Origin of the sequence: Colwellia sp. M166, from assembly GCF_024585285.1 — a bacterium.
Classification (GTDB): domain Bacteria; phylum Pseudomonadota; class Gammaproteobacteria; order Enterobacterales; family Alteromonadaceae; genus Cognaticolwellia.
Window position 1 is genome coordinate 877718 of record NZ_CP040755.1, and the last position, 25414, is coordinate 903131.

General features: G+C 37.7%; 25 protein-coding genes, 5 tRNA genes and 2 pseudogenes. 15 read left to right on the top strand and 17 right to left on the bottom strand.

Translation table 11 applies throughout. From position 1 onward, the window contains the following. Positions 1-147: 147 nt before the first annotated feature. On the top strand, positions 148-714 hold the full coding sequence (locus FGD67_RS03980) for a paraquat-inducible protein A (protein ID WP_257173799.1): 567 nt from the start codon (positions 148-150) through the stop codon (positions 712-714). Between the two features lie 120 nt (positions 715-834). Next, a complete protein-coding gene (locus FGD67_RS03985) occupies positions 835-1068 on the top strand; it encodes a DUF2789 domain-containing protein (RefSeq protein WP_257173800.1) in 234 nt (77 codons plus the stop codon). 736 nt (positions 1069-1804) lie between these two features. Here FGD67_RS03985 and FGD67_RS03995 read toward each other — a convergent pair. Then, positions 1805-2263 (bottom strand): N-acetyltransferase, encoded by a 459-nt coding sequence (locus FGD67_RS03995; RefSeq protein WP_257173801.1) that lies wholly within the window; start codon positions 2261-2263, stop codon positions 1805-1807. A 129-nt stretch (positions 2264-2392) separates the two neighbouring features. Further along, the gene (locus FGD67_RS04000) at positions 2393-2812 is read right to left on the bottom strand and encodes a GNAT family N-acetyltransferase (RefSeq protein WP_257173802.1); all 420 of its coding nucleotides are present in this window, start codon (positions 2810-2812) and stop codon (positions 2393-2395) included. A 165-nt stretch (positions 2813-2977) separates the two neighbouring features. Between FGD67_RS04000 and FGD67_RS04005 the strand changes: the two genes are divergently transcribed. The 3 genes from FGD67_RS04005 (at position 2978) to FGD67_RS04015 (ending at position 4627) form a co-directional block, all read left to right on the top strand. Continuing rightward, entirely contained in the window at positions 2978-3079 is a 102-nt protein-coding gene (locus tag FGD67_RS04005) for a type II toxin-antitoxin system Phd/YefM family antitoxin (RefSeq protein WP_257173803.1), read from the top strand. Then, positions 3033-3227 (top strand): hypothetical protein, encoded by a 195-nt coding sequence (locus tag FGD67_RS04010; RefSeq protein WP_257175204.1) that lies wholly within the window; start codon positions 3033-3035, stop codon positions 3225-3227. The genes FGD67_RS04005 and FGD67_RS04010 overlap by 47 nt, the downstream gene beginning before the upstream one ends. A 230-nt stretch (positions 3228-3457) precedes the next feature. Next, entirely contained in the window at positions 3458-4627 is a 1170-nt protein-coding gene (locus FGD67_RS04015; RefSeq protein ID WP_257172610.1) for an IS3 family transposase, read from the top strand. Positions 4628-4655: 28 nt separating this feature from the next. Here the strand turns inward: FGD67_RS04015 and FGD67_RS04020 are convergent. Together FGD67_RS04020 and FGD67_RS04025 are read right to left on the bottom strand one after the other, a co-directional pair. Continuing rightward, positions 4656-4912, bottom strand: a pseudogene (locus FGD67_RS04020) (type II toxin-antitoxin system RelE/ParE family toxin). 311 nt (positions 4913-5223) lie between these two features. Further along, complete coding sequence (locus tag FGD67_RS04025; protein WP_257173804.1) at positions 5224-5820, bottom strand: DUF6624 domain-containing protein; 597 nt, start codon at positions 5818-5820, stop codon at positions 5224-5226. A gap of 167 nt (positions 5821-5987) precedes the next feature. Between FGD67_RS04025 and FGD67_RS04030 the strand changes: the two genes are divergently transcribed. Both FGD67_RS04030 and FGD67_RS04035 read left to right on the top strand, forming a co-directional pair. Continuing rightward, positions 5988-6227 (top strand): type II toxin-antitoxin system ParD family antitoxin, encoded by a 240-nt coding sequence (locus FGD67_RS04030; protein WP_257173805.1) that lies wholly within the window; start codon positions 5988-5990, stop codon positions 6225-6227. Then, a complete protein-coding gene (locus FGD67_RS04035) occupies positions 6227-6541 on the top strand; it encodes a type II toxin-antitoxin system RelE/ParE family toxin (RefSeq protein WP_257173806.1) in 315 nt (104 codons plus the stop codon). The genes FGD67_RS04030 and FGD67_RS04035 overlap by 1 nt, the downstream gene beginning before the upstream one ends. A 287-nt stretch (positions 6542-6828) precedes the next feature. Here the strand turns inward: FGD67_RS04035 and FGD67_RS04040 are convergent. The 5 genes from FGD67_RS04040 to FGD67_RS04060 form a co-directional block, all read right to left on the bottom strand. Continuing rightward, a protein-coding gene (locus FGD67_RS04040; protein ID WP_257172841.1) for an IS3 family transposase occupies positions 6829-7997 on the bottom strand; the annotation gives its coding sequence in 2 pieces (ribosomal slippage) (positions 6829-7748 and positions 7748-7997; 1170 coding nt in all). Positions 7998-8157: 160 nt separating this feature from the next. Continuing rightward, positions 8158-8358: a transposase gene (locus FGD67_RS04045; RefSeq protein WP_306556797.1), complete on the bottom strand. Its 201-nt coding sequence runs from the start codon at positions 8356-8358 to the stop codon at positions 8158-8160. A 129-nt stretch (positions 8359-8487) separates the two neighbouring features. Next, positions 8488-8658 carry a hypothetical protein gene (locus tag FGD67_RS04050; protein WP_257173807.1) on the bottom strand — a complete coding sequence of 57 codons (171 nt, stop codon included), beginning with the start codon at positions 8656-8658 and terminating at the stop codon, positions 8488-8490. 477 nt (positions 8659-9135) lie between these two features. Next, the gene (locus tag FGD67_RS04055) at positions 9136-9447 is read right to left on the bottom strand and encodes a hypothetical protein (protein WP_257173808.1); all 312 of its coding nucleotides are present in this window, start codon (positions 9445-9447) and stop codon (positions 9136-9138) included. Positions 9448-9952: 505 nt separating this feature from the next. Beyond that, a complete protein-coding gene (locus tag FGD67_RS04060) occupies positions 9953-10927 on the bottom strand; it encodes a transposase (protein ID WP_257173809.1) in 975 nt (324 codons plus the stop codon). Between the two features lie 154 nt (positions 10928-11081). Here FGD67_RS04060 and FGD67_RS04065 point away from each other — a divergent pair. After that, positions 11082-12108 (top strand): annotated as a pseudogene (locus FGD67_RS04065) (IS110 family transposase). Between the two features lie 634 nt (positions 12109-12742). Here the strand turns inward: FGD67_RS04065 and FGD67_RS04070 are convergent. Continuing rightward, entirely contained in the window at positions 12743-13021 is a 279-nt protein-coding gene (locus FGD67_RS04070; RefSeq protein ID WP_257173810.1) for a hypothetical protein, read from the bottom strand. 512 nt (positions 13022-13533) lie between these two features. On the opposite strand from FGD67_RS04070, the gene istA reads away from it, so the two are divergent. From istA to FGD67_RS04085, 3 genes are read left to right on the top strand one after another with little or no spacing between them, the layout of a single operon-like run. Beyond that, positions 13534-15078, top strand: coding sequence for an IS21 family transposase (istA, locus tag FGD67_RS04075; protein WP_257173761.1), 1545 nt, complete (start codon positions 13534-13536; stop codon positions 15076-15078). 28 nt (positions 15079-15106) lie between these two features. Then, complete coding sequence (gene istB, locus FGD67_RS04080; RefSeq protein ID WP_257172029.1) at positions 15107-15871, top strand: IS21-like element ISShfr5 family helper ATPase IstB; 765 nt, start codon at positions 15107-15109, stop codon at positions 15869-15871. Between the two features lie 50 nt (positions 15872-15921). Beyond that, entirely contained in the window at positions 15922-16875 is a 954-nt protein-coding gene (locus FGD67_RS04085) for an integron integrase (protein ID WP_257173811.1), read from the top strand. A gap of 240 nt (positions 16876-17115) precedes the next feature. Here the strand turns inward: FGD67_RS04085 and FGD67_RS04090 are convergent. The 7 genes from FGD67_RS04090 to dnaQ all read right to left on the bottom strand — a co-directional run bounded on the left by FGD67_RS04090 (position 17116) and on the right by dnaQ (position 19951). Next, a tRNA-Asp gene (locus tag FGD67_RS04090) sits at positions 17116-17192 on the bottom strand. A 43-nt stretch (positions 17193-17235) separates the two neighbouring features. Continuing rightward, a tRNA-Asp gene (locus FGD67_RS04095) sits at positions 17236-17312 on the bottom strand. 52 nt (positions 17313-17364) lie between these two features. After that, positions 17365-17441, bottom strand: a tRNA-Asp gene (locus tag FGD67_RS04100). 52 nt (positions 17442-17493) lie between these two features. Beyond that, positions 17494-17570 (bottom strand) — tRNA-Asp (locus FGD67_RS04105). A 52-nt stretch (positions 17571-17622) separates the two neighbouring features. Then, positions 17623-17699, bottom strand: a tRNA-Asp gene (locus FGD67_RS04110). A gap of 174 nt (positions 17700-17873) precedes the next feature. Then, the gene (locus FGD67_RS04115) at positions 17874-19229 is read right to left on the bottom strand and encodes a TIGR03503 family protein (RefSeq protein ID WP_257173812.1); all 1356 of its coding nucleotides are present in this window, start codon (positions 19227-19229) and stop codon (positions 17874-17876) included. Further along, the gene (dnaQ, locus tag FGD67_RS04120) at positions 19217-19951 is read right to left on the bottom strand and encodes a DNA polymerase III subunit epsilon (RefSeq protein WP_257173813.1); all 735 of its coding nucleotides are present in this window, start codon (positions 19949-19951) and stop codon (positions 19217-19219) included. Before dnaQ ends, FGD67_RS04115 begins: the two co-directional genes overlap by 13 nt. Positions 19952-20070: 119 nt before the next feature. Between dnaQ and FGD67_RS04125 the strand changes: the two genes are divergently transcribed. From FGD67_RS04125 to FGD67_RS04140, 4 genes are read left to right on the top strand one after another with little or no spacing between them, the layout of a single operon-like run. Beyond that, a complete protein-coding gene (locus FGD67_RS04125; RefSeq protein ID WP_257173814.1) occupies positions 20071-21303 on the top strand; it encodes a tyrosine-type recombinase/integrase in 1233 nt (410 codons plus the stop codon). Next, positions 21300-22925 carry a hypothetical protein gene (locus FGD67_RS04130; protein WP_257173815.1) on the top strand — a complete coding sequence of 542 codons (1626 nt, stop codon included), beginning with the start codon at positions 21300-21302 and terminating at the stop codon, positions 22923-22925. Before FGD67_RS04125 ends, FGD67_RS04130 begins: the two co-directional genes overlap by 4 nt. Continuing rightward, positions 22918-24993: a hypothetical protein gene (locus FGD67_RS04135; protein WP_257173816.1), complete on the top strand. Its 2076-nt coding sequence runs from the start codon at positions 22918-22920 to the stop codon at positions 24991-24993. The genes FGD67_RS04130 and FGD67_RS04135 overlap by 8 nt, the downstream gene beginning before the upstream one ends. Continuing rightward, complete coding sequence (locus tag FGD67_RS04140; protein ID WP_257173817.1) at positions 24986-25396, top strand: hypothetical protein; 411 nt, start codon at positions 24986-24988, stop codon at positions 25394-25396. The genes FGD67_RS04135 and FGD67_RS04140 overlap by 8 nt, the downstream gene beginning before the upstream one ends. Positions 25397-25414 lie beyond the last annotated feature (18 nt).

Genomic DNA, 25414 nt, shown 5'->3' on the forward strand with positions numbered 1-25414 from the left:
TTTTACTAGCGTATGTCACGCGCCTTATTTACTCGAGGCTCATTTTTATCGCAACGCACTACAAATATATTGCATCATCAAGATAAAATCGTTAACAATACGCTCCACACTGTAACCACCATGAATCTAGGAAGATTGCTGCTCATTATGATTAAAAAACATATAGGTTTTCTTTTAAACCTGATTGCCATCGCATTATTTATACCGGGTATACTATTACCGATGTTTTCGCTCAATATGGCTATGACCGCTAATGTCAGTGGTGCTAAATTAAGCAACACAATCGTTGATAAGAGCTTGTCATTATTACAAACAATACAAGAACTATGGCAGGATGAACGCTTACTCGTCGCGATATTAATTCTCGCCTTTTCGCTGTGTATTCCAGTAATAAAGTTTATTTTACTGAGTCTGGCTTATGCCAAGAAAAATTCTCGCTTGGAAGCTACAATCTATAACTTTATAGGTCAAATAGGAAAATGGTCAATGGCTGACGTTTTTGTCGTCGCTATTTTTCTTGCCGTACTTTCAACCAATCATGCGGAAACAGCAACAGAGCAACAATTAGCTCTGTTTGGTTTTAAATTAGACTTTATTGTTAGTAGCCAGACCTTATCGGCATTAGGCCCTGGCTTTTATTATTTTACCGGTTACTGTCTGTTATCTTTGTTGGGCACAGCAATAAGTAGCAGCAGTGTGCGAACAAAAGTTTAAATCTACCCTCAGTAGTGCCAATCTAGACAGTAATAGATTAAAGCCATGAGATAATATACAGTAAGTTCTCTGCTAAACAGTATTTATACATTGAATTAACACTTGATAATGGAGTATTTTATGGATCGTTCAAACCACGACATGGCAAGTTTATTCGCTCAACTGGGCCTTAAAAATAGCGATGAAGAAATAGAGTTTTTTATTGCCGCTAACCGCGGAATTCCAGAGAATCAAGCGTTGGCTGATGCTGACTTTTGGAGTAGTGGCCAAGCGCAATTTCTTCAAGAAGCGATCCAACTTGATTCGGATTGGAGTGAAGTTGTCGATACTTTAGATGCTTTATTAAGAGCATAGCCTTATTGCAAGACTCGGATTAACACCACAGATTACGTTTTGACGATAAAAAAACTTATCTGCACGTTTTTCAACTAAATAAGCATAATTGTATTCACTAAAGATACGAATAGGTCGGTGATGTAATGAACAATAGACATTACCATCGACCTTCAATCCATCTTGACTCACATCCCTGTGAGAACCTTATCGAAATCAATAACGCGGCTTGTAAGCCTTTTAAAATCCGCCCTTGGGGAGCTTACCAGCGGTTCGATAACCGCCGATAATTTCCTTCCTATAGAATAAAAATGATCGTTGTTTTCAAAACGCTGGTTAGCGCTGAGTGGGCTCAAACTTAATAGACTCGGTATAACTAACATAGACACATCGCCATAAAAAAAAGCAAAAGAACAAATTAAGGGTATAATTATTAATTAAAGGAGGTAGATTTTGAGCTCGGCTACTTGTAACACCTAGCTCACTGCAGAATTGTTTAGTGTGGCTGTAAGCAGTGTACAAGATACACTCCAATAATAAGCTACAGTAGCTCAGAGCTTATCTGACAGTTACTCAATTTTTAAGGTCTTTTGTCAGCTTAGACTTTAGCGACTACCTTTCAGGTATTCTTTTGTCGAATAATGCTATTACTTGACAAAAATAAATCCATATAACCTCTTCAAGCGACTGATAATTTTTGGCTAGAATAGAAAGGAACGAATGACAGCCAACTGCTTGCAGTCCGTTATTCCATGTTTCATTCGCTAGCAAACTGAACCGACATCGCTAGTTTTTCAATTCCATGTGACGGAGTCCACCTTCTAAATTCAAGAAAACCATGTTTTTTGTACAAATTAATTGCCGGCTTATTAACAACAGCTGTTTCTACTATTGCAACTTTAATAACAAATGCTTTTAGAACATAGTTTATCAATTTGTCTGCGATGCCTTTCCTAAAATACATTGGATCTACAGTTAAACTATGAATGTCTAAATGTTTTTCATTAATTTTTATTTCAATAATTGCTGCGAGACAATTATTATCACTAAAACCATAAAAATCAGTTTTCGAATTGACTATGTCTCTAACACTCCGTAATAGAGGTGGAAAATCAAGCACGCCAATAAGCTGAGCTTCAACTTTGTAAGAGTTTTGAAAAATAGTATGAATTTGATCAGCAACAATTTCATTTGAACTTTCAAGTTTGGTTATCATACTGCGACTTGCCTCAAGACTTGCATTGCTATCTAACACTCCCATTAACAAGCTTTAAAATTGTTGGTTAAAGTGTATGAGGAAAATAGCCAACTGTATTTTTTCGCTTTAAGTTCTTGTATGGATAATTTACACAAACCTACACATACCATGACCTAGAGAGTTGTTTGGTCGCAATACATAGCCATAACGAGTATAAAAAATTTCTTTTCCTTTTGCTGCTAACAGTCCGACAGTAGACCCCTTTTTCGCTGTAACTGATAAATATTTTTCTATTTGTTCCATTAAAGCAGAGCCAATAGCAGAATTTTGATAACTTGGAGCAACAATAACATCTTGAATATAAAAATACATTGCTCCGTCACCAACTATGCGCCCCATACCAATTAGTTTAGTTTTATCGCGGACAGTGACGTGAAACAAAGAATTATTTAAGCTAATTTTAGCTAAATTGAAATCTAACTGCCCCCAGCCAATTTGAGCCCTTAAATTTATAAACTCTTCAACTGAGGGGCTTTCTAGCTTGATAAAATACTTATTAGAATCCACGGCTATCTCCATTAATCCTAGCCTCATTAAGAGGCGAGAATTCGTTGGTAAAAATAAGCGACGAAGGAGCAAAAACCAACAGTTATTGTTCCTTTTGAGTAACTTGATATGTGTCAATGCGCCATACTGTACCAATTAACGTACTTAAACACATTGGAGTTAGACATGGATGCAATTAGTTACACAACCGCTCGTGCAAATTTAGCAAATACAATGACGCATGTCTGCAATGATCACACTGCAATTATTATTACACGTAAAAAGTGAAGATCCTGTTGTTATGATGTCGTTAGAATATTATAACGCCATGCAGGAAACTACATATTTACTAAGATCTCCTGCAAACCTTTTAGAATTTATTGCCGAGCTTGAGGCTAGTAATGGAACTAAAAGAAAGCTTATTGAACGAAGTTAACATTTTCAACAAAAGCTTTACTGGCAAATCATCGACAAAACAATACTTAAACGTATTAATTTACTCGATACAACGCTTTGCTAAGCGGAAAACAATGGTTGGCTATAATCGCGATGCGGTGGATTATAATGCATACTCATTAGTGATAGTCCTCATAGGTGAGAATTGACGTGGTTTAATGGATTCGACTACCCCAGTTAAGACATAATAACCTTAACTGGAGAACATAAATGACAAAACGTAAAAAATACACCAAAGAGTTTAAACTTGATGCAATTTCTTTAGTCAGAGATCAAAATATTAGTGTATCTGAAGCGAGCAGAAATCTAGGTATTGGAAATCAAATGCTTGGCCGCTGGATCAAAGAAGCAGAACAAGAAGATGGTCAAGCTTTTCGAGGTAACGGTAAGCTAACACCTGATCAAGAAGAAATACGTAAATTAAAAGCCCAAGTAAAGCGCCTGGAGATGGAGCGTGAGATATTAAAAAAAAGCGACGGTCTTCTTTGCAAAAGAAACGAAGTGAAATATTCGTTTATTACCCATCATAAGAAGATCTGGCCTGTGGTACTTATGTGCCGAATATTGGGTGTAAAAAGCAATAACTATTATAGTTATCAAAAGCGTAAATTAGATAAGCCAAGTGATTCAACACACCAAGAGATGCTTGAGTTAGTAAAGGATATTGCCAAATTTAGTGACAATACCTATGGCGAAAGACGTATTAAAGCGGTACTGAATGCGTTGAGTTTCCGCGTAAGCCGATGGACAGTAGCCAAATTAATGAAAGAGGCTAATGTTTGGGTTCGTTACAAAAAGAAATATAAAGCAACAACCAATAGCAATCACAATAAGCCGCTTTATAAAAATGAGCTTGAGCAAAATTTCATCACAGAGCAGCCAAATCAAGTGTTTGTTGGTGATATCACTTATATTTGGACTGCGGAAGGTTGGCTCTATTTAGCGGTTGTTATCGACCTATACGCTCGCAAAGTTGTTGGCTGGAGCATGGGGTCAAGAATGAAAGCTCAACTTGTCTGTGATGCACTAACGATGGCTGTTTGGCAAAGAAGCCCAGAGAAAGGACTTATTGTTCATTCCGATCAAGGTGTTCAATATGCAAGCCACCAGTACCGAAAATTACTTAATAACAATGGCTTTATTGGCAGTATGAGTAAAAAGGGCTGCTGTTGGGATAATGCCGTTGCTGAAAGCTTCTTTGGTAGCCTAAAGCAAGAGCGTGTTCATTGGAGAAATTATGAAACACGCTATGAAGCGCAACAAGATATAATGAATTACATAACCATGTGGTACAACAGTAAGCGACTACACTCTTACTTAGGGTATCAAAGCCCAAATGATTTTGAATTAAAAATTAATGAGTTAGAAAAAGTAGCTTAACTAGGGTGACTGAATTTACTTGACCAGGTCAAATATAAGCATTACCATCTATAAACTCGAAATAATACGCCAATTACCATTTACAGTAATAGACCAAACCCCGTCACGATTCCCTTTTAATGGGTGTAACTTAAAGCCGGGTAAATTGATATCATCAATTTCTTGTGCGGTATCTATTGCGGCAAGTTGCATTCGTAATTTACTTTGATGTTTTGCCTGAATACCTGAAACACTACCAGTTTGAAACTATTTCTTAAGGCCTGTGTGTTTAAAAGGTTTAATCATACAACAAGTTTAGCGTGAGGCGCATCAGATATCGATAAAAATATAGCCCGTTTTATGCCATTGACACGCAATCCAGACCAATATAACAACTTGTTATTAATGCGAAAATGGAAATAATGCTGTTTGAACTAATGCTGATACTATCGCAGGAGAATGAATAGATGTTTGTTTATACTGTCTAGCAAACCACGCTAATGTAAAAGTAATGCCAAGTGATATAAAAGAAATAATAAAATTAACTAGTAGTAACTTAAATGCTCTAGTTTCTTTTACATAATCTGAACCCTTAAATTAACAGTTATAAGCGCACATTAATTCAAGTCTATTTCAGGGTGATCTTTAATCCCGTACATTTTTTCCATTATTTTCAGGTAAAAATCTAAAGGGGGCATTTTCATTTCCTCACGTCGTTTATCTACATTAACTTCATCTTCGATGGGGCTAAACAAGACTTGACCTTCACTCACGTCAGCTTGAGTACCATAGATTTGCTTCTTTCCTTGTGCAATAAGAACTCTATCAGTTAAGAGCGCAACTTGTTGTCCAGTAACTCCCTCACCATTTAAGTATGATTTTTTTAAATGAGGCAGCATTTGCTCTTTGAATGTAATATCTGGTGAATGTTGAATAATCAAAAAGGCAGCGTTAACTCCTTCTGTGCCAACTAGATCTTTAGTTAGCCAGGAGTGTTTCTTTATAATAGCTTTTAGCCTAACTGTATTGGTTGCATCTATTGCATTTTTTTTAGCCACTAATTTTTTTGTTATATTCTGCCAACCAATTTTATTTATTTGATTCCTAATTTTTTGGTCTTTAATTTCCATTTCAATCAACTCTTTTTGAAGAACAGAATTAATTTCAGCTAAAGTAACAAAAGGAATAAATAATAAAATTGTTAAGTAACGCATGAACTGAACTCTCCTTGTACATATAGCCTCATTAAGAGGCAACAAAATAGTTGGTTAAAATAAGCGATGAATGAGCAAAAACCAACTGTTTTTTGTCCTTTTGAATGACTTGATATATTTTTTATACCATAATATATTATATATAGGTACTTATGGGGTTTCATATCATGGCTAAAAACACAAGCGTAACATTAGGTGATCATTTTGATCAGTTTATAAAACAACAACTTAACACTGGTCGTTATGGCTCAGCAAGTGAAGTTGTTAGAGCTGGATTAAGAGTGTTAGAAGATCAAGAAGCTAAACTTTTAAACTTACGCAATATGCTAATCCAAGGCGAACAAAGCGGCGTTATCGATTACAGCTATGAAAATTTGTTGATTGAGCTAGATAAAAATAACCATTAATGAATAAATTTTTACTGTCTTCGAAAGCCAAAATAGATTTAATTAAAATAGCTAGATATAGCCAATTAACTTGGGGAATACCTCAACGGAACGATTACCTAAAAGTATTAGATAGCACATTTCAGCTGTTAGCTAATGAACCCGAGTCAGGGCTCAATTGTGATTACATTAGAGAGGGCTACAGCAAATATTCACAAGCTAGCCATGTGATTTATTACAAAAAGTATAAAAACAACCAAATTTTTATAGTGCGTATATTACATAAAAGTATGGACGTTAACACCGCACTCAAGAAAAATATAACGAGCCTGTAGAATTACTCGTTTTTATTAAAATTAAATAATGAAAATACTCTAACTGGATTATTTTCTTTTAACAATCAAAAACGTTTACGTTTTTGGCGGTTTTAATTTTTCCATTCCTAAGCATGAATAATGACTGGTTTTTACTTGTTTTTGTCTTTTGAGGTTATTTTAGTGGCAATAGACAAGGGTTTTACCTTTAATGCAGGTTGTCTCTTAACTTTTCAATGTTATGAACAAGGCAATACATTGGCCATTGGGTGTTCACTGACCTGGTCAAGTAAATTCAGTCACCCTAGTTAAGCTACTTTTTCTAACTCATTAATTTTTAATTCAAAATCATTTGGGCTTTGATACCCTAAGTAAGAGTGTAGTCGCTTACTGTTGTACCACATGGTTATGTAATTCATTATATCTTGTTGCGCTTCATAGCGTGTTTCATAATTTCTCCAATGAACACGCTCTTGCTTTAGGCTACCAAAGAAGCTTTCAGCAACGGCATTATCCCAACAGCAGCCCTTTTTACTCATACTGCCAATAAAGCCATTGTTATTAAGTAATTTTCGGTACTGGTGGCTTGCATATTGAACACCTTGATCGGAATGAACAATAAGTCCTTTCTCTGGGCTTCTTTGCCAAACAGCCATCGTTAGTGCATCACAGACAAGTTGAGCTTTCATTCTTGACCCCATGCTCCAGCCAACAACTTTGCGAGCGTATAGGTCGATAACAACCGCTAAATAGAGCCAACCTTCCGCAGTCCAAATATAAGTGATATCACCAACAAACACTTGATTTGGCTGCTCTGTGATGAAATTTTGCTCAAGCTCATTTTTATAAAGCGGCTTATTGTGATTGCTATTGGTTGTTGCTTTATATTTCTTTTTGTAACGAACCCAAACATTAGCCTCTTTCATTAATTTGGCTACTGTCCATCGGCTTACACGGAAACTCAACGCATTCAGTACCGCTTTAATACGTCTTTCGCCATAGGTATTGTCACTAAATTTGGCAATATCCTTTACTAACTCAAGCATCTCTTGGTGTGTTGAATCACTTGGCTTATCTAATTTACGCTTTTGATAACTATAATAGTTATTGCTTTTTACACCCAATATTCGGCACATAAGTACCACAGGCCAGATCTTCTTATGATGGGTAATAAACGAATATTTCACTTCGTTTCTTTTGCAAAGAAGACCGTCGCTTTTTTTAATATCTCACGCTCCATCTCCAGGCGCTTTACTTGGGCTTTTAATTTACGTATTTCTTCTTGATCAGGTGTTAGCTTACCGTTACCTCGAAAAGCTTGACCATCTTCTTGTTCTGCTTCTTTGATCCAGCGGCCAAGCATTTGATTTCCAATACCTAGATTTCTGCTCGCTTCAGATACACTAATATTTTGATCTCTGACTAAAGAAATTGCATCAAGTTTAAACTCTTTGGTGTATTTTTTACGTTTTGTCATTTATGTTCTCCAGTTAAGGTTATTATGTCTTAACTGGGGTAGTCGAATCCATTAAACCACGTCACACTTTATCTTGTCCTAGCAAGGTGAATTTATTCATGCCTTTATTAATGGTGATATTACCAAATACCGGCTCTATTGCACCTAACCTTTTACTGTATTACCGTCGCCCAATTGAACTGTCTATTTTTATCTTTATTTGCTCGCTATGACTAATATGTTGCACCTTAGTTGCTAAGAACTGTACTTGCCGGCCCGTTGCTTTTGGTGCCTTTCGCATACATTGTTTTTGTAAGGGACAAACGCGACAATCTTTTAAATAGCCAGTAAAGCGGCTATAGCTTTTACCATCGGTGATAATTGTACCTTGTCGCTAAAGGGTTTTGCCCGCTGAACAAACACAGGTATTGGTTGTGGGGTAAAAATGAAAACTCTCGCACGTGAATAATCGAGGCCGGTCTTTATTGCCGACAGGCTCTGCCACTATCGGTTAGAGACCTCCGGCTAACCGATTATGTTTTGATGCCTGATATTTTTCAGTAATTGACTCTAGAGGCGTTTTTTTACCTCTGAAAAATTGCACTATATTAACCACTACAAACCCTTCTACAAATTGTGTAATGATTATAGAAATTAGAAATAATAAACCTAATAATTCCATGAGTTATTGCTCCTTACTAAATTCCGTTTTAACACCTTTAAGTTTATTCACTAAATATATAGTTAAACCTAGATGCAGTGCTGCATGTAAATATTGGTTAGTGTACAAAAAAATAGAAATAACTATTGTGCTTTCACCAATGATAAATTTTTGGAAAATATTCAACCAACCTCCCTAAAAACATAACGAGACTGTAGAATTACTCGTTTATTATGAATTCCCCCATAAAATAGGGTTACTAAATGCATTACCTATATCGAGTTAATTCTCTACAGTGCGATTTAGGAGCACAAAAAACCAGCTGTTTTGGCTAAATTAGTTATTCTACAGCCTCAACGCTTTGCAACGACGGTAAATTGAGTTGGCTATAATTGAGCGAAGCGAAAAGCCAGCGTAAATTTATCCGTTGATTGCACTTGTTATCTGCTTATTTATGCTTTCAGATAATAAAGCTTCAGAACCAAGGCTAATAGTTTGTTATAAGCAACTAGGTATTAAATTTTGATTGAGCTTAAGAACCTTAGCTTTTGCAATTATATTTAACGTATTCTCATCGCAAAAAATAAAAGGGTCTTTAGTCAGATTTTTTACTTGTTCAATAGCATAATTAGCGGACAATCTCTTTTGAATCAATGTTTCCTTATACCCATTTTCATACGAGCTAAGTTTACCTAAAGTAATTAAAGCCTGCTCCTGTGTAAAAGAAAATAATAACTTAGCCATCAATATGTACGCTACACAAGAAGTTAAAATAACCCCACAAAAAAAAGAAATAAATATTTTTTTCATAATAACCCCGATATACACGAGAAAGTAATACTTGATACTTCACCATTAACTCTGGTAGCCCACATCCAAACCTCACAACGCCTTCCACCTGAAGATTGAATAGAATAATTATACCCGCCTGTAGGTACTTCACTATAGAAATAACCATCATTAACACTACCATCTGAATTTATAATAGACTTCTCGATTGCTGAAAATGCAAAATCAACTAAAAAATCAACTAAAAATCAACAAATCAACAAATCAACTAAGACAGCCACTGTTAATTATCAAAGATAATACCAAGTAAAATTAAATATACCTAGGAGCTTATTATCCAAATTCAGGGCTGAATTGAAGAAATATTGTATCTATGCTTTTAAAAATTCGCTACAAACGTATTTTTATTGAACTTAAGGCGTAATGGAGTGTTAGCCATTAGCTAATATTAAAATGGGGGCTTAGTTGCTTCAATTTAAGTCTTAACTCAAGGCTTAAATCAAGTCTGAATATAAGTAAATAGAAGCTAGGCGAGTAATTTATTACAAGCAGAGAGTGTCGTTCGCCGACTAAGTGCTTGATGCTGACAAAAATCATTCAGCACATCAGCATGACCCACAGCACCATGAAAGCTTTTGGTAAATTGTGTGGTCAATATTAACCAGTTTTCAGCACTGATATTCAATCGTGTCAATATATCTGGTTGAACATCTTCTATATATCCACACTTATCTGCACGAATACATCGGCCAGTGACTTCAATCAGCTCGATATAATCATTAAGATTAAAGATAAGCCCTTTCGTTTTATCTTTATGTGCATTACCTACAAAATGTAAAAGGTTGTAAGGTTGTGTACCTTTTATCGCCGCTTTAATACGTCGTCGAATACTGGTATAGGCGGATTTTTCTGGGGTGGCTGCTATTTTAGCTCTAACGGGATTTAAATCTACATAGGCCATACAGGCAATAATAGCGGCGTCATCAAGTAAAGCTTGTGATTTAAAGCGCCCTTCCCAAAAACGACCCGTGCAATTATCTTCCACATTCGCTTTTCGTGCGATACCTTCGTTAAGTAGGCGCATAAACCAACTGATATCCGTTAATCGCTGTCGATACACTTCGGCGGTTTGTTCAACTATCGTTTTTAATGGCTCGATAAGTTCATCACCACGCACATATTGCTGGGTTAACAAGGTGCCTTTGAACAATTGATGCCAACGATTAATCACCTCAAACGTTGACCAAGACTGCCCTTTATCTTCATCCACATAAAGCACCAAATGACTGTGATTGCTCATCACCGCATAAGCGCACACATCAATGGCAAACACTGAGCCTAAGAATAACAACTTATCCTCAACCCAAGCCCGTCGGTGTTCAAAACTTTGACCCGTAGCTTTATCTTCACCGCATAAAAAAGCCCGACGAACACAGCGTGAAATGCAGTGATAATAAGGTGTATCGATTAAACTGACTTGTCTTTTTCTTGCAACAGCCATGCGAACCTCAAATGAACTAAAGGGTGATTATTTAACCATAGTTCAACAGGGGAAAGTTTTCTATTAGAGTGGATGATGTGATGGACGCTCCCAATTACGGCGTCAATGCGCCAAACTGGTTAAAAACAATCAGTTAATTTAAGGAACGTCCGTCATGAAAGTTAGCACAATATCAATTGATTTAGCAAAAAACGTTTTTCAACTCATGGGGTTTACTGAGGCTAATAAAGGCGTTTTTAATAAGCGCTTGAACCGCGCTCAACTGAAGCATTTTATGCAAATGCAACCCCCATGTCGTGTTGTGATGGAGGCCTGTTATTCTTCTCATTATTGGGGCCGGTTGTTTGAATCCATCGGTCACACTGTGCACTTAATTCCTGCGCAACACGTGACACCTTTTGTGCGAGGAAACAAGAATGACAGTAACGATACACTGGCCATATTCGAAGCAAGTAGGCGACCTTTCATTCGGTTTGTCCCCATCAAAACCCAAACTCAGCAAGAAACGTTAATGCTACATCGCTTGCGAGAAAGGTTACTTAAAAACACGTACAGCGGTCACTAATCAACTACGTGGTTTATTAGCTGACATTGGCCTTGTTTTCCCGTTAGGCATACCTGCTTTTAATGAAAGTATGCAAGCATTATCACTTGATACCACGTTATCGGTATCAGTTCAGTGGCTAGTTAACGATGTTTATCAAGAATTCAAAACCTTAAACCTACGTATTAAAGCGATTGAAAAACAATTAAAAACTGACATTGAAGCCAATTCATTAGGGCAAATACTATTGAGTATCCCTGGCATTGGTTACCTCAATGCTTCTGCCTTTATTGCCTCAATAGGCAGTGGACAAGCCTTCACCAGTGCACGCGACTTTGCTGTTTGGCTAGGCATTACACCCAAACAATTTGCCTCAGGCAATAAAAGCGTGATGGGCGGCATCAGTAAACGTGGAGACCAATACCTGCGTAAACAGCTTATCCATGGTGCGCGTGCCATCATCGTTCATGCCAGAAAGAAACACGATGCATTGAGTGTGTGGATAACCCAGTTAAGTGCACGAAAACCGTTCAATTGTACCGCGGTTGCCACTGCGCACAAGTTAGCACGCATCATGTGGACATTGTTACAAAAGCAATGCCATTACACGCCTCAACCGGTTAAGGTAATCACATGATTGACGACCCGTTTTACCCTCTAGTAAGCCTGTGCAGGACAAAGGCCATGAGTCTGTGTGGGTGTTTAGGCTGCTAGAGGGGACTTAATTTATCCAGAAAACTTTTCAAGACTGTTGTTGATAAGATGAAAAAAAGGCACTAGCCAACTAGAACAAAGCCTGTGAGAGGACAAGTGTATCTATCACGTTTGGGTGAACAATGTTTTAAGGTATTTCTAGTTCGCAACTTATCTGGAGCATGGATAACAAACCATAGCTCGAATATATGTCAGTACAGTTTGCTTTAAGCAAGCGAAAGCGCCTGTCATCATGAACAAAAGTATGAAAAGAGTAATGCTCAGTAATCAAAAACATAAGCCCGTTTTGTTATGTTTTCGTATTCACTTGGGTTGACATCAAGGAAGCGTCCATATATGTCTTGCTAATTATCTTGCTAATTATTTACTATATTACCAAACTCTGTTTAGTGATAGTAGCTGCGCTTGGCCTGAAAATCACCGCTTAGAGGCACCGCCAACAGACAACCCATCTTAGTTTTATTTATTTACTTATAAAGAGTACGCACCAACACCGGGCTTGTTCAACAACAGGATTAAGTTGCGGCTGCGCGCAACCTATCCTTTATTTATTATGTTTACTTTGTATCGTGTAAGTAATTTGCAATATGCTCAGAGCGTATTGCAAATTTTTCGATTAAATCTTCTTTGTAACTTACTTCATAGTTTGGGTATAAATCATCAACTACAACAGTAATCGCTTCAGAGAAGTGCTCACCATCTAGTTGAGTACCTAGAGTAGAAAATACATTTTTTAATGCCGAATGGTAGCGTTCATCATCACAAGGATGATATGTATGCCAAGTATCAACTTGTAACCATGGCATTAATAACTCAATTAATTTTTCCATATTCATTGGAATACTCCTTGTAAACATAACAACTTTATCAGAGGACACTTTCCTCTTTTCCTACCAGAAAGTTTCCACCTTATTTATTTAACCTATTAATAACAAATCTTTGCAGCTATTACTACACATTGTCTGTAGTTCTGGTTATTAATTTATCATCGTATGAAATGAAGAAACTTTCCCATTTCTTGACTTGGGAGGAAACCCAGCAATACTGTATATAAAAACAGCATTCAAGGGTAAATAATATGAAAACAAAATCACCTTTTCTTAATAGTGTTGTCGAGTATATGTACAGTCTGCATATTCTCATGCATCGCGATCACCTAATACCATCTAAGCCGATCACTTAATACTATCCATCGCGATCACTCAATACCATCGATGCAGATCACTTTTTGGTCAAAATGGTATTGAGTGATCGGCTTGAATGGTATCGTTCAATTTATACTCATTTTTGTCTATCCAGTAGGTGTTTCTAACCGTTATTCTTTTCATTTTTGATGATGAGAATAACCATGCCAACGGCACCTATTTCAATGCGTAAACTTAAAGAGATTTTAAGACTAAAATACGACTGTAAACTCAGTCATCGAAAGATAGCAAACAGCTTATCTATTTCACCTTCAATTGTTTCTAAATATGCCTGTAAATCAGCAGAGTTAGGTATCACTTGCTGGCCGCTTGATGAAAAATGGGATGATCATTCTCTGCAACGAGCATTCTTCAAAACAAAGCCCCGACTAAAAGGCTTTAGTATTCCTGACTGGTTGTTAGTTCAGCAGGAGCTGCGACCCAAAACCATGACGCTATTGCTGCTTTGGCAAGAATACAAAGAGCGACACGAGGAAGGATTTTACAGTTACACCCACTTCTGCCGACAGTACAAGGCATGGCTTAAATGTCAAAAACCGTCCATGCGACAAAACCATAAAGCAGGTGAAAAACTGTTTGTTGATTACTGCGGCCCAACTATGAATATTGTTGATGCTAGTACAGGTGAATACCGTACAGCTCAAGTGTTTGTCGCAGTTATGGGCGCATCTAATTATACGTATGCGGAGGCAACGTATAGCCAAAAGCTAGAAGATTGGGTGATGAGTCATGCTCGCTGTTTTGAGTTTCTTGGTGGTGTGCCAGAGCTGGTAATCCCTGACAACTTAAAAAGTGCGGTAACTAAACCTTGTCGATATGAGCCTGATTTAAATCCAACCTACCAACAATTGGCGACACATTATGATACGGTCATTGTGCCTGCTAGACCTTATAAGCCCAAGGATAAAGCCAAAGCAGAAGTGGGTGTGCAAATTGTCGAACGCTGGATAATGGCACGGCTTCGCAATGAAAGCTTCTTTAGCTTGCGCCAATTAAACCTAAAGATACAAAAACTGCTTGTCGACTTAAACCAGCGGAAAATGAAGAAGCACCCTGGTTCAAGGCTCAGTCAGTTTGAATCCATTGATAAACCTGCTCTCAAACCACTACCCACACAGGCTTACAGTTACACCTTAGTCAAACAAGTAAGCGTGCATATTGATTATCATGTCGAAGTTGAAAAACACTACTACTCAGTACCTCATACCTTGATCAAACAAAAGCTTGAAGCCCATGCCACAGGTCAACTGGTGACACTTTACCATCAGGGTGTTCAAGTAGCCGTTCACCCAAGATCACACCGAGAAGGTGCACACACCACGCTTGATCTACATATGCCAATAGCTCATCAAAAGCAGCAGCAATGGTCACCACAACGGTTCGAACGTTGGGCAGCTAAGTTCGGTGGTTCAACGGAGCAGTTTGTTATGCAATTGATGCAAGCTAAAAAGCATCCAGAGCAAAGCTACCGTGCTTGTATGGGGTTATTAAGCCTAGGTAAGAAGTTTACTGACCAACGTCTTGAAGCAGCCTGTCATCGCGCATTAGCCACAGGTGTTACTCGCGTAAAACAAGTAAAAAACATTTTAGAAAAGGGCTTGGATAAGCAACCCTTGCCACAAGCTCAAGGTGATTTACTACAAGATATTGATCATAAAAATATCCGCGGCAACAACTATTACCATTAATCAAAACTAACAAACCAAAGGAAATCTTATGCAAAATATCAATCAACAAGTCAATAACCAGTTAAGTAACTTAAAGCTAAGCGGTATACGTGATGCACTATTGCAGCAATATGAGCAACCCAATCTCTACGTTGAACAAAGCTTCGAAGAGCGACTAAGCTTATTGCTTGACCATGAAATAACTCAGCGTGATCAGCGTAAAATTGACCGCCTAACTCGACAAGCAAAGTTCAGAGTTGGCGGTACGCTTGCTCAACTCAACTATGGCGCAGCACGACAACTAGATAAAACTCAGATCCGTTCATTAGCACAAGGTGAATGGCTACGCCTTCACCAAAACATTTTGATCACGGGAGCAACGGGGTGTGGCAAAACTTACCTCGCTTGTGCTCTTGGTCAAAACCACTGCCAACAAGGGAGTAGCGTTTATTATTTTAGGCTTAAAGAGCTATTAGAAAAGATGTTCTTAGCGCAAGCCGATGGTAGTTATCGAAAACTGATCAACAAGCTTAGCTCTGCCAATTTACTGATCCTAGATGATTGGGGATTAGAGCCATTAACAGCTCAACAACGCAGTGATTTACTGGAATTAATTGATGCGAGATATGACACAAAATCGACCTTAATTGCCAGCCAATTACCGATAGAAAATTGGTATGAAATGATCGGAGAATCGACACATGCTGATGCGATCCTAGATCGGCTTGTTCACGGAGCAATAAAGTTGGAATTAAAAGGCGAATCGATGCGAAAAAAACTAAATTCCTTGACTGATGGCGATCACTCAAGTTAGATTTTACTAAGGTCTACTGGCAGACAAAAAAGTGATCGGCTTGAATAGTATTGACCGATCGGCTTCATGATATTACGCACAGTCATCATTATGCAAAAAAATCTATTGAAACTTATATTGGTTGGATCGCGGCATACATTAACTTTCATAATAAGCGTCACCCTGCTTCTATGGGTAATAATGAAGTTGAACTCTTTTTGAATCATTTAGTTATCACTAAAAATGTAGCCTCACGAACACAGACAACTGCGCTTAATTCGTTAGTTTTCTTATATAAACACATACTACAGAGTGAATTATCTTTAGATCTGAATTTTATAAAAAGTAGTCGGCAGAAAAAATTACCTATCGTGCTAACACAATCTGAAATATCACAGATAATACAACAGTTAAGTAAGCGTAATCTTTTAGTTGTTAGCTTATTATATGGCAGTAGGCTGCGTCTCATGGAAGCGGTGAAATTACGTGTTCAAGATATCGATTTCGATTATAAATGCATTCGTATTTGGAATGGAAAAGGCAACAAACATCGTATCGTAACCTTAGCGCAAGAGTTAATACCGGCATTGAGAAATCAAATTTGTCAAGTTGATGAATATTTACAGTTAGATTTAATAAATGAGATGTATGCTGGTGTTTGGATGCCTCATAAGCTGAGCAAGAAATACCCTAAGGCTAATAAGTCCGTGCAATGGCAATTTATATTTCCATCCTATCAACTCAGCGCAGACCCGGAAACAGGAGAAATAAGAAGGCATCACTTTGATCATTCAGGTATACGAAAGGCCATTAAGTCAGCTACGTTAAAAGCGGGTATTAATAAGCTCGTAACACCGCATACTTTTCGTCATTCTTTTGCCACACACTTATTACAAAGTGGCGCAGATATTAGAACGGTACAAACACAGCTGGGACATAGTGACGTAAGAACAACACAAATTTACACCCATGTGTTGCAACAAGGTGCTAACGGGGTTACTAGCCCGCTAAGTTATTTATTATGAGTAACTTACTGGAGATTCATATGTAACCTATTATGGATAACGTACTATTGATGATATTAGCTAGGTTTGAGTAAACTGATATTAAATAAATTTGAGACTAACGATATTCTGAGTCTTAATGTGACAATATAATTAATTTATTTGATAAAAAGAGAAAAGTTTGATTTTTCAATACAGGGTAACTAGAGAAATTATTGGATATAATTAGATTGATTTTAATATATTGATATTTAAATAAATTGGCGGAGTGGACGGGACTCGAACCCGCGACCCCCGGCGTGACAGGCCGGTATTCTAACCAACTGAACTACCACTCCGCGTATTTATTTTGAGTTTAAGGACTCGTTCCTTTGAAACAATTGGCGGAGTGGACGGGACTCGAACCCGCGACCCCCGGCGTGACAGGCCGGTATTCTAACCAACTGAACTACCACTCCACACATCTTGCTTCTGTAAATTTTTAAAAGGACTTACAACCTTTGAAACAATTGGCGGAGTGGACGGGACTCGAACCCGCGACCCCCGGCGTGACAGGCCGGTATTCTAACCAACTGAACTACCACTCCACACATCTTGCTTCTATAAATTTTTAAAAGGACTTACAACCTTTGAAACAATTGGCGGAGTGGACGGGACTCGAACCCGCGACCCCCGGCGTGACAGGCCGGTATTCTAACCAACTGAACTACCACTCCACACATCTTGCTTCTGTAAATTTTTAAAAGGACTTACAACCTTTGGATTAATTGGCGGAGTGGACGGGACTCGAACCCGCGACCCCCGGCGTGACAGGCCGGTATTCTAACCAACTGAACTACCACTCCACATATTAATCGCTGCTTTCAACACAACTCGTTGAATGCGGCGGGAATAATACGGTTAAGATTCGATGCCGTCAACCTGTTTTTTTCATTCATTTGTTTATATGTCTAATTGATGAACAATCCGACGTTTTTAACAGCAAAAATGGTAAATTAAATACCATTACACTACTTTTATTAACGTTTTTTACCACGCATTACGATAAACATCAGCACAGCAATCATGATCACTAAGGTATTTCCAGCAATAATATACCATAAGGTTTCTTGTTGCTTTTCGGCAATTTTTGCTTCTTGTGCTATTTTTACTTGCATTAACTCTTGTTTCAGCTTTTCGGCTGCCATTTCGGCATTTTCAATCGCTTGAGCACTTTTTGACCCTGATGTTAATTTATTATCGCCATTGAGCGAAGGAACTAAAGGCCCACCTACTCGCTCAACATTAAAACTAAACTCAGGTACGGTTGCTCTAAACTCTCTACCATTAGTTGTTTCACCAAATACGTTTATTTTTATTCTATGCACCCCTGGCTCAGTATAGGCAATATCATAAGTTCGACTTAAGCCTTTGCCTTCCATCACAGAAAAGGACTCGACTTGTTTATCAGGAAATGTGACTTTACCTTGAATTAAAATGCTGTCCGCGTTAACAAAGCTGTCATTGATAGCAAATGTAACAATATGAGCACTATTTTCATCTTGAGTTGTTTCTACCGATATTGTGATGGGGTTTTTCCGAACTACAATAGGTGTTTGTCGAAGTTCTCTGGTTGCCATCGGCATTTTGATAATATAAATAGGTTCCCATTCTCCCGGTGCAAAGTCTAACTCAAACTCTCCTGTAAATAAGCTATCGTTCGCATGTTCATCCAAGTCTCTACCGTCATCTCTAAACGATGTTAGCTTGATTGGCTCAGCACCAAAGTTATAAAAATCAGCATTGTTGGTACTAAAAAAGTCAACATCGAGTATTAACACTTCATTAAATAAAGGGTTATCAATAGCAATATCACCGTTGAATAACCGCCCTTCCATTTTTAACGTTTCCCCTTGTAATACAATATCAGGTAATGGTGTCACTTCTAATCGGATCTCCGAAATCACCATAATTTTGCTATTAGGCTGTACCTCACCTATCACTTGCCATGGGCCAATCATGGGTGATTTTATTTTGATCATGTCGTAAGTGCGATCATCAAACCATTGCACTTTATCTTTAGGCAAATTATTTATTTTCAGTTTTGAGCCATCTGGGCGCACAAGAATAACGGGTTGAGTACCGCTGCGACGATAAAATAACAGTGTTATTTCTTCAAGTTGCTCATCAATACGAAAGCGGTTGTCAAAGTAAGGAATTTGGTTAGTAATATTATCGCCAGCGTAATAATCAATTTCAGCAGGTATTTGTTGAGCATTAATATGTAAGCTGATTACTAACACAGCTATTATGCTAAATAAATGTACGCTAAATAGTGTTTGTTTTTTACATACCTTAACTGTTGTCGTTATCTTTGACGCTTTTATTTTTTCCATAGCGGCTCAGCCCCTTTTTCAGCAACAATAGCTAAACGATTTTCGTGTGCTATGAGTTCATCGGCCGTTGCTGCTAAAACCTTTAATTTAGGACGGTTTATATCGGCTCTGCGAATGGCATTAGCATCTTCCGCTTGGCTATCACCTGATTGTAAATTCAGCGTTGCCTGTTTACGGGTCATTTCAATATAAACAAACGCCAGCAACTGAGCATCAATTAATGCCCCATGATAGGTACGATCAATTAATTTATCGACTTTATAGAAACGAGCTAAATAATCCAAAGTTTTTGGCGAGCCAAATTCATCTTTAGCTACTTTTAAGGTATCGGTAATACTGCAAATATCGGCCGTTTTAGGCAAACCGGGTAGCATTGAAAACTCATGGTCCATAAAACCAACATCAAACTTAGCATTATGAATAACTAAACGTGCACCTTTAATAAAATCAACAAATTCTTGACCTATTTGTTCAAACACCGGTTTGTCACGCAAAAAGTCGTCAGTCAAGCCATGAATATTGATAACTTCTTGCTCCATCACCATTTGCATGCCATGAGCCATTGGCTTGACATAAACATGGTAATTTCGACCAGTTAGTTGTCGATTGATCATTTCTACACAACCAATTTCAACAATACGATGCCCTTCTCGTGGGTTAATACCTGTGGTTTCTGTATCAAGTATAACTATCCTGTCATCGTTATTGTGTAAATTGTTCATCGCGTTACCTCTTTTTTATTATCAATTATACTACCTTTTGTGTTTTTAACGAACAAAAAAGTGGCATTTAAGTGTAAACAAGCTATAGTGAACTATGTAACTCCGTAAAAATGTAAACCATGAACTTCAAAATTAAACATTATATTGCAAAAAGTGGAGAACGGTTCTCATTATTATATCGTTTGCCTTTTACAGGTTTCCCATTATTTTACCCTACAGCTTATTGTTCAAGGAAACTTCGAAATAAATGTGAACATAATACCCAAATAGATTATCTTCATGCCATAAAGGGACTTTATGAATGGGAAGAGTATACCAAGGATGACCCAGAGTTAAATCCTATTGATATTCATCAACGACTATTGTCAAAAAAATTTTTTAAGCCATATGAACTAGATCATTTAGTTGATTTTCTAGCGAGAAAGAAAAGCTCAAAAACAGGCGAGATGATAGTAGGACTAAAAGTTAATTCAAAACTTAATATAGTAGCCAATTACCTAAAATGGTACGCCGAAGAGGTTATAACCGATGCCAACCAACCAATAGTGGGATCTTCAATAAATTCAATGGTAACAATGTTGGTATCGCGTAAACATAAAACGGCCAGTAAAACCAGGCAGCAACAAAAAACGCTAGCTAAAAAATTAAGTGAAGGTACTAGAATTTCACTTTTTAACTTGTTTGAACAGCCTATGCAATTAATAGGTAAGAAAAAATGCTCCTCTACATTTTATAGAGATGTATTAGCATTACATATCCTTTATGACACTGGGATCCGACTTGGTGAATTATTGGGCTTGAGATTAAAAGACTTTTGCCCCGGATATGGTGGTGAGCCTGATGTTTTATGGGTTGATAGTTATCATGATGACAAAGATGATGACAAGACAATTCAGGATGTTGCTAAAACTCTAATTCGACCTTTACCGATAAGCCCCCTTTTGGCCCAAAAAATATCTGATTATTTAGCTATGTGGCGTGCTGATACAAACAATGTAGAGTTTACAGATAAGGCCCCGCTTTTGGTTGTCCATCTTAATGGCGAAAGACAAGGAAAAGCAATTACTAGGAGTGGTTTTTATTCTGCCCTAGATACATTAAAAGAAAAATTTATCGATTTGACTGAACTACACCCACACTTGTTAAGGCATGATTGGAATTACCGTTTTTCGCTAGAGGCGGAGAAGAAAGGGCTAACAGAAAAAGAAGAAGTAGAGCAACGTGAGTTTTTGATGGGATGGGTTGAAGGTTCTGAGATGCCTAAAATTTATAATCGCAGACGTATCCAAGAACAAGCCTTTGAAATTGGATTGCAAGTAGCTAATCGAACATTGGAGGCCAGAGCATCTTGAAAAACTTAGTAGAACAACCAATAAGCAAGGTGGAACTTCAGCTTTTAGACGAGTTTGACAAGACCACTTCAACTCAACCACCTAGTTATCCCGTTGAATGGTCGGACGATTATCTAAAAGTTATCGGTGCAGGTTCGATTTGTATTAAAGCGCTGTATGATTCGTTATCAACTGATGTTATGACCGGATTTAAACAAACGATAATATCTATTTCCACCTCTGGTTCGCTAGCTAAAACAACATTAAGCATGGCAATTCGGGCATTTAAAAAATTTGTCGAAAGCACTAAAGCTACTGCTATAACTGTTGCTACCTTGTCACTGTATCATGAGACAAATGTTAACGATATGGTACTCTTGCGCCCCTTCCTAAATCGTTGGTTTAAAATCGGCTATACCGGTGTTAACGAGGAAACAGTTAATTATTTAAATAAACTTAATTTATCTAGCACACACCGCCCCTCTGGTTCTAGGGTACGTTCCGATAACCCTGAAGAAGGCTGGTTTACGGAGCAAGAGTATGATGATTTAGTTTCAATTATCTGGGACGATTATGAGCATAACAGGGTTTCATTGCAGAACACTTTAATCCAACTACTTACTGCCCAATATTCTCGAAGACCAATTCAAATGGCTCAATTAAAAATCGCAGATATTAAATGTAATGGAGAAACTTTAAGCGTATCAGGTATTCGAATAGAGTTTCCTGGAGCTAAGGAACAAGGAACTACAGGCTTTAGAGATAGTAAATTAGAAGTTCATCCATTAAGTGATGAGTTATGGGCTCTATGTCAACTACAAATACAGGACAGTACTAGTTATTGGGAGGAGATATTACAACGTAAATTGACGGCAGAGGAAATCGAGCTATTGCCCTTGTTTACGACTGCCTATAACGAGAATGTTCAAAAGAAAGTTCAAACTGCTCAACAATATTCATCCTCTTCTCTAGATTTCATAGGATCTGAATATTTACATGTTTCATCTCTGGTAATAAAACACACCCTTTATAGAACATTAAGTGGATGCACTTCTATTATCTCGCATCGCACCAATCGACCTTTGATCGTTAACGCATACCGGTATCGTTATACACGAGCAAAGCAGTTAGCCAGGTTGGGGATTCCTCGAATTGCTTTACAGTATTGGCTTGGTCACAGCTGGGGTAAGTCATTAGATGCATATTATGACGATCCCGCAGAGCGAGCTCGAATTTTAGAAGATGGTATGGGACAGCTTTTGACACCGTTAGCTCAAGCGTTCCGTGGCACATTGGTCGACACTATTGATGACGCCCTTCAAGGAGATGAGAAAAACCGTCTGCAATTAGATGGTAAAGATGAATTATCTGTTGGCGGGTGTGGTAATTATGGGTTTTGTGGTGCATCAGTACCAATACCTTGTTATAGATGCTCTAAATTCAGACCATGGGTATATGGACCGCATGTAGAAGTATTGGATCGCTTACTTGAAAGGCAACGACAGGAAAGTAATATACCGCTCGTAGGTCAGGGGCGCATTCTGATTTCACCACTAAATTTAGATAAAGAAATTACAGCAGTGAGAAATGTCATTACTCGATGCGAGGAACGCCAGAAAGAACTGGAGAATGATAGTGAGTAATATTTTTATTTTTCGGTCGCAAGCAGAGTTAACCTCATATCAAAACTTACATAATTTCATTGAGTTAGCAAAAAACAAAATTCAGTTATGGTCAAGTAATGAAGGTTTCAATTGGGATGATAACTCGTGGCCAACACATTTTAAAAAGGTACGTTTCCATAATTTTGAAAACAGAGGCTTGCACCATACAAAACCAATTTTTCCTGAAAGCTGCTTACCAAAGCCTTTTCTAGATTTTGCTAAAGCGTATCTTCGCTATACACAGCAAAATAAGCAAACAAAAACATTTACAAGGACAATGGCTGCTTTAATTTTTCTTGAAAAATCGATGAGAAATCTTGGGGATACTGATATCACCAAAATTGCACCTCGTCACTTTTCAGAAGCCGCTAATCTATTAATAACAGAGAAAATGAAAGACAGAACAGGCATTGGCGCAGAACTAAAACGAGTGGCAGATGACATTTCAGAATTCGGTATCACCGTTAATGCCACCAAAACTTGGGATCACCCTTTTCACGGTAAAAATGCAAGTAACAGCAATTCAAGCAATCGAAGTACTAAAAACCGGAAATCAAAAATGCCCAATGATGACGCTTTGCTTGCATTGGCAGAAATTTTTGCAAATGGCTACTTGGGCAAGCAGGATGACGAAGACACTTATATCTCATGCCACACCTGCTTGTTATTAAGTGCTCCACAACGAATCAGCGAAGGTAAATGGTATAGAAAAAATTTACTGAAAACGGAAAAAGATAGCTTTGGAACACCTCAGTTTTATATATCTTACTGGGTATCTAAAAATGCTAGATATGTTCGCAAAGAAGTGCCCAAGACAATGGCTGATCATACTCAAGAATCAGTAGTACGATTGCAGGCAATTACAGAAAAAGGTAGAGCATTAGCACTTCATTATGAGAATTCTCCAACCCTCTTCTACCGACATGAGAATTGTCCTGATATTGATGATAATGATGTATTAAATATAGAGCAGCTAGTTCAAGCCTTAGGGGGAAAAAACCGTAAAACATGCGAGGACTTTATTCGTAAAGAATCAGGTAGTTACTCCCTTACAGGTTGGACTCTTAATCGTTTATGGAATGAAGTAATATTACCTAAACATGAGAAGCTAAACCCTCATTTTCCTTACCAAATATCTCCTAGTGACCAGGGCAAGGGTAAAGCACCTAAAATGTCTGAGTCTTTATTGTGTTTTCGATATCGGCAACTATCAAGTAGTAATACGACTTCACCTTTATTGCTTGTGCCATTCAATCGAGATTACTTCGCTCAACGAGTAACTAATAGGCAAGTACAGCGAAAAAATAAAACGGTTAACATGAGTATCTTTCAAAAGCATGGATACGGCCACTTAAACCTTAAGTCTCATCAGTGTCGTCATTTTTTAAATACTTTAGCGCAAGAAGCTGGTTTTGGCATAGAAGAAATCAGTATTTGGTCAACACGCGCCTCTCAAGCACAATCTCGTATCTACATGCATCAAGACCCATTAGATAAAGCAAAAAGGTTCGCAACTACGACAGCCGATGAAACTCAATATTCACAACCCGTCACTGAAAAAGAGTTTGCAATAATGGATAAGGGACCAGTGATCAATACTCGTTATGGCGTATGTTCACACGATTACACATTAACACCTTGTCAAAAAAGTGCTGAGTGCTTGGATTGTAGTGAGCTATTAGTGTGTAAAGGCCATAAAAAAACAACAGATGCGATAAAAGATGAGTACAACAAACTGACCGAAAACCTTATTGCTGCAAAAGCAAAGGTTGAAGCTGGAGAGATGGTTGCAAGCCGTTGGTATGAATCTCACAAAGATAAGCATCAACGTCTAACCGAACTATTAGGTATTATTGATGCTCCAGACACAGAGAGTGGCAGCATTATTAAACTAGAAGGCACTGACTTCAATCATCAGCAGCGCATCATCGCTGAGAAGATTGGCGACAATCCATATAAGCTAGTCGATAACAGTGGCCTCAAAGCTAATTATAGTAAAAATGTGGTGGCTTGTTTAGACATATTGAGGAAGGAAATTGATGAGTAGTCCAATAACTAAAGCGCAGGAACGTAAAATTGTAGAGTTAATTAGAAACTGGCCGATAAATGTAAACCTAACATGGGGAAAAATCTGTGAAGAAGCTGAGAGCGTATTAGATTACATACCAACAAGACAGGCCCTAAACAAAAAAAATACAATCAAAAATGCATACGGAACAAGAAAGAATATAATTCGCAAACACAATGAGAATTTATCATCAATTTCAAAACCTAAAAGCATTAATGATGCTGTCGAGCAAATTGTGAGACATAAAAGCCAAATTAAACAACTTAGAAATGAAAACGAATTAATGGCAGAAGCCATAAATAGATTAATTTACAATGGCAGCTTACATGGCTTATCAGAGCAGCAATTAATGAAGCCTCTTCCCCAAAAAAGCAAAGACTAATAAACGTTTCTCATTACA

Coding starts and splice junctions, on each gene's coding strand:
- FGD67_RS03980 (WP_257173799.1), top strand. CDS start 148: ATGATTAAAAAACATATAGGTTTTCTTTTAAACCTGATTGCCATCGCA.
- FGD67_RS03985 (WP_257173800.1), top strand. CDS start 835: ATGGATCGTTCAAACCACGACATGGCAAGTTTATTCGCTCAACTGGGC.
- FGD67_RS03995 (WP_257173801.1), bottom strand. CDS start 2,263: ATGATAACCAAACTTGAAAGTTCAAATGAAATTGTTGCTGATCAAATT.
- FGD67_RS04005 (WP_257173803.1), top strand. CDS start 2,978: ATGGATGCAATTAGTTACACAACCGCTCGTGCAAATTTAGCAAATACA.
- FGD67_RS04010 (WP_257175204.1), top strand. CDS start 3,033: ATGTCTGCAATGATCACACTGCAATTATTATTACACGTAAAAAGTGAA.
- FGD67_RS04015 (WP_257172610.1), top strand. CDS start 3,458: ATGACAAAACGTAAAAAATACACCAAAGAGTTTAAACTTGATGCAATT.
- FGD67_RS04025 (WP_257173804.1), bottom strand. CDS start 5,820: ATGCGTTACTTAACAATTTTATTATTTATTCCTTTTGTTACTTTAGCT.
- FGD67_RS04030 (WP_257173805.1), top strand. CDS start 5,988: ATGGCTAAAAACACAAGCGTAACATTAGGTGATCATTTTGATCAGTTT.
- FGD67_RS04035 (WP_257173806.1), top strand. CDS start 6,227: ATGAATAAATTTTTACTGTCTTCGAAAGCCAAAATAGATTTAATTAAA.
- FGD67_RS04050 (WP_257173807.1), bottom strand. CDS start 8,658: ATGGAATTATTAGGTTTATTATTTCTAATTTCTATAATCATTACACAA.
- FGD67_RS04055 (WP_257173808.1), bottom strand. CDS start 9,447: ATGAAAAAAATATTTATTTCTTTTTTTTGTGGGGTTATTTTAACTTCT.
- FGD67_RS04060 (WP_257173809.1), bottom strand. CDS start 10,927: ATGGCTGTTGCAAGAAAAAGACAAGTCAGTTTAATCGATACACCTTAT.
- FGD67_RS04070 (WP_257173810.1), bottom strand. CDS start 13,021: ATGAATATGGAAAAATTAATTGAGTTATTAATGCCATGGTTACAAGTT.
- istA (WP_257173761.1), top strand. CDS start 13,534: ATGCCAACGGCACCTATTTCAATGCGTAAACTTAAAGAGATTTTAAGA.
- istB (WP_257172029.1), top strand. CDS start 15,107: ATGCAAAATATCAATCAACAAGTCAATAACCAGTTAAGTAACTTAAAG.
- FGD67_RS04115 (WP_257173812.1), bottom strand. CDS start 19,229: ATGGAAAAAATAAAAGCGTCAAAGATAACGACAACAGTTAAGGTATGT.
- dnaQ (WP_257173813.1), bottom strand. CDS start 19,951: ATGAACAATTTACACAATAACGATGACAGGATAGTTATACTTGATACA.
- FGD67_RS04125 (WP_257173814.1), top strand. CDS start 20,071: ATGAACTTCAAAATTAAACATTATATTGCAAAAAGTGGAGAACGGTTC.
- FGD67_RS04140 (WP_257173817.1), top strand. CDS start 24,986: ATGAGTAGTCCAATAACTAAAGCGCAGGAACGTAAAATTGTAGAGTTA.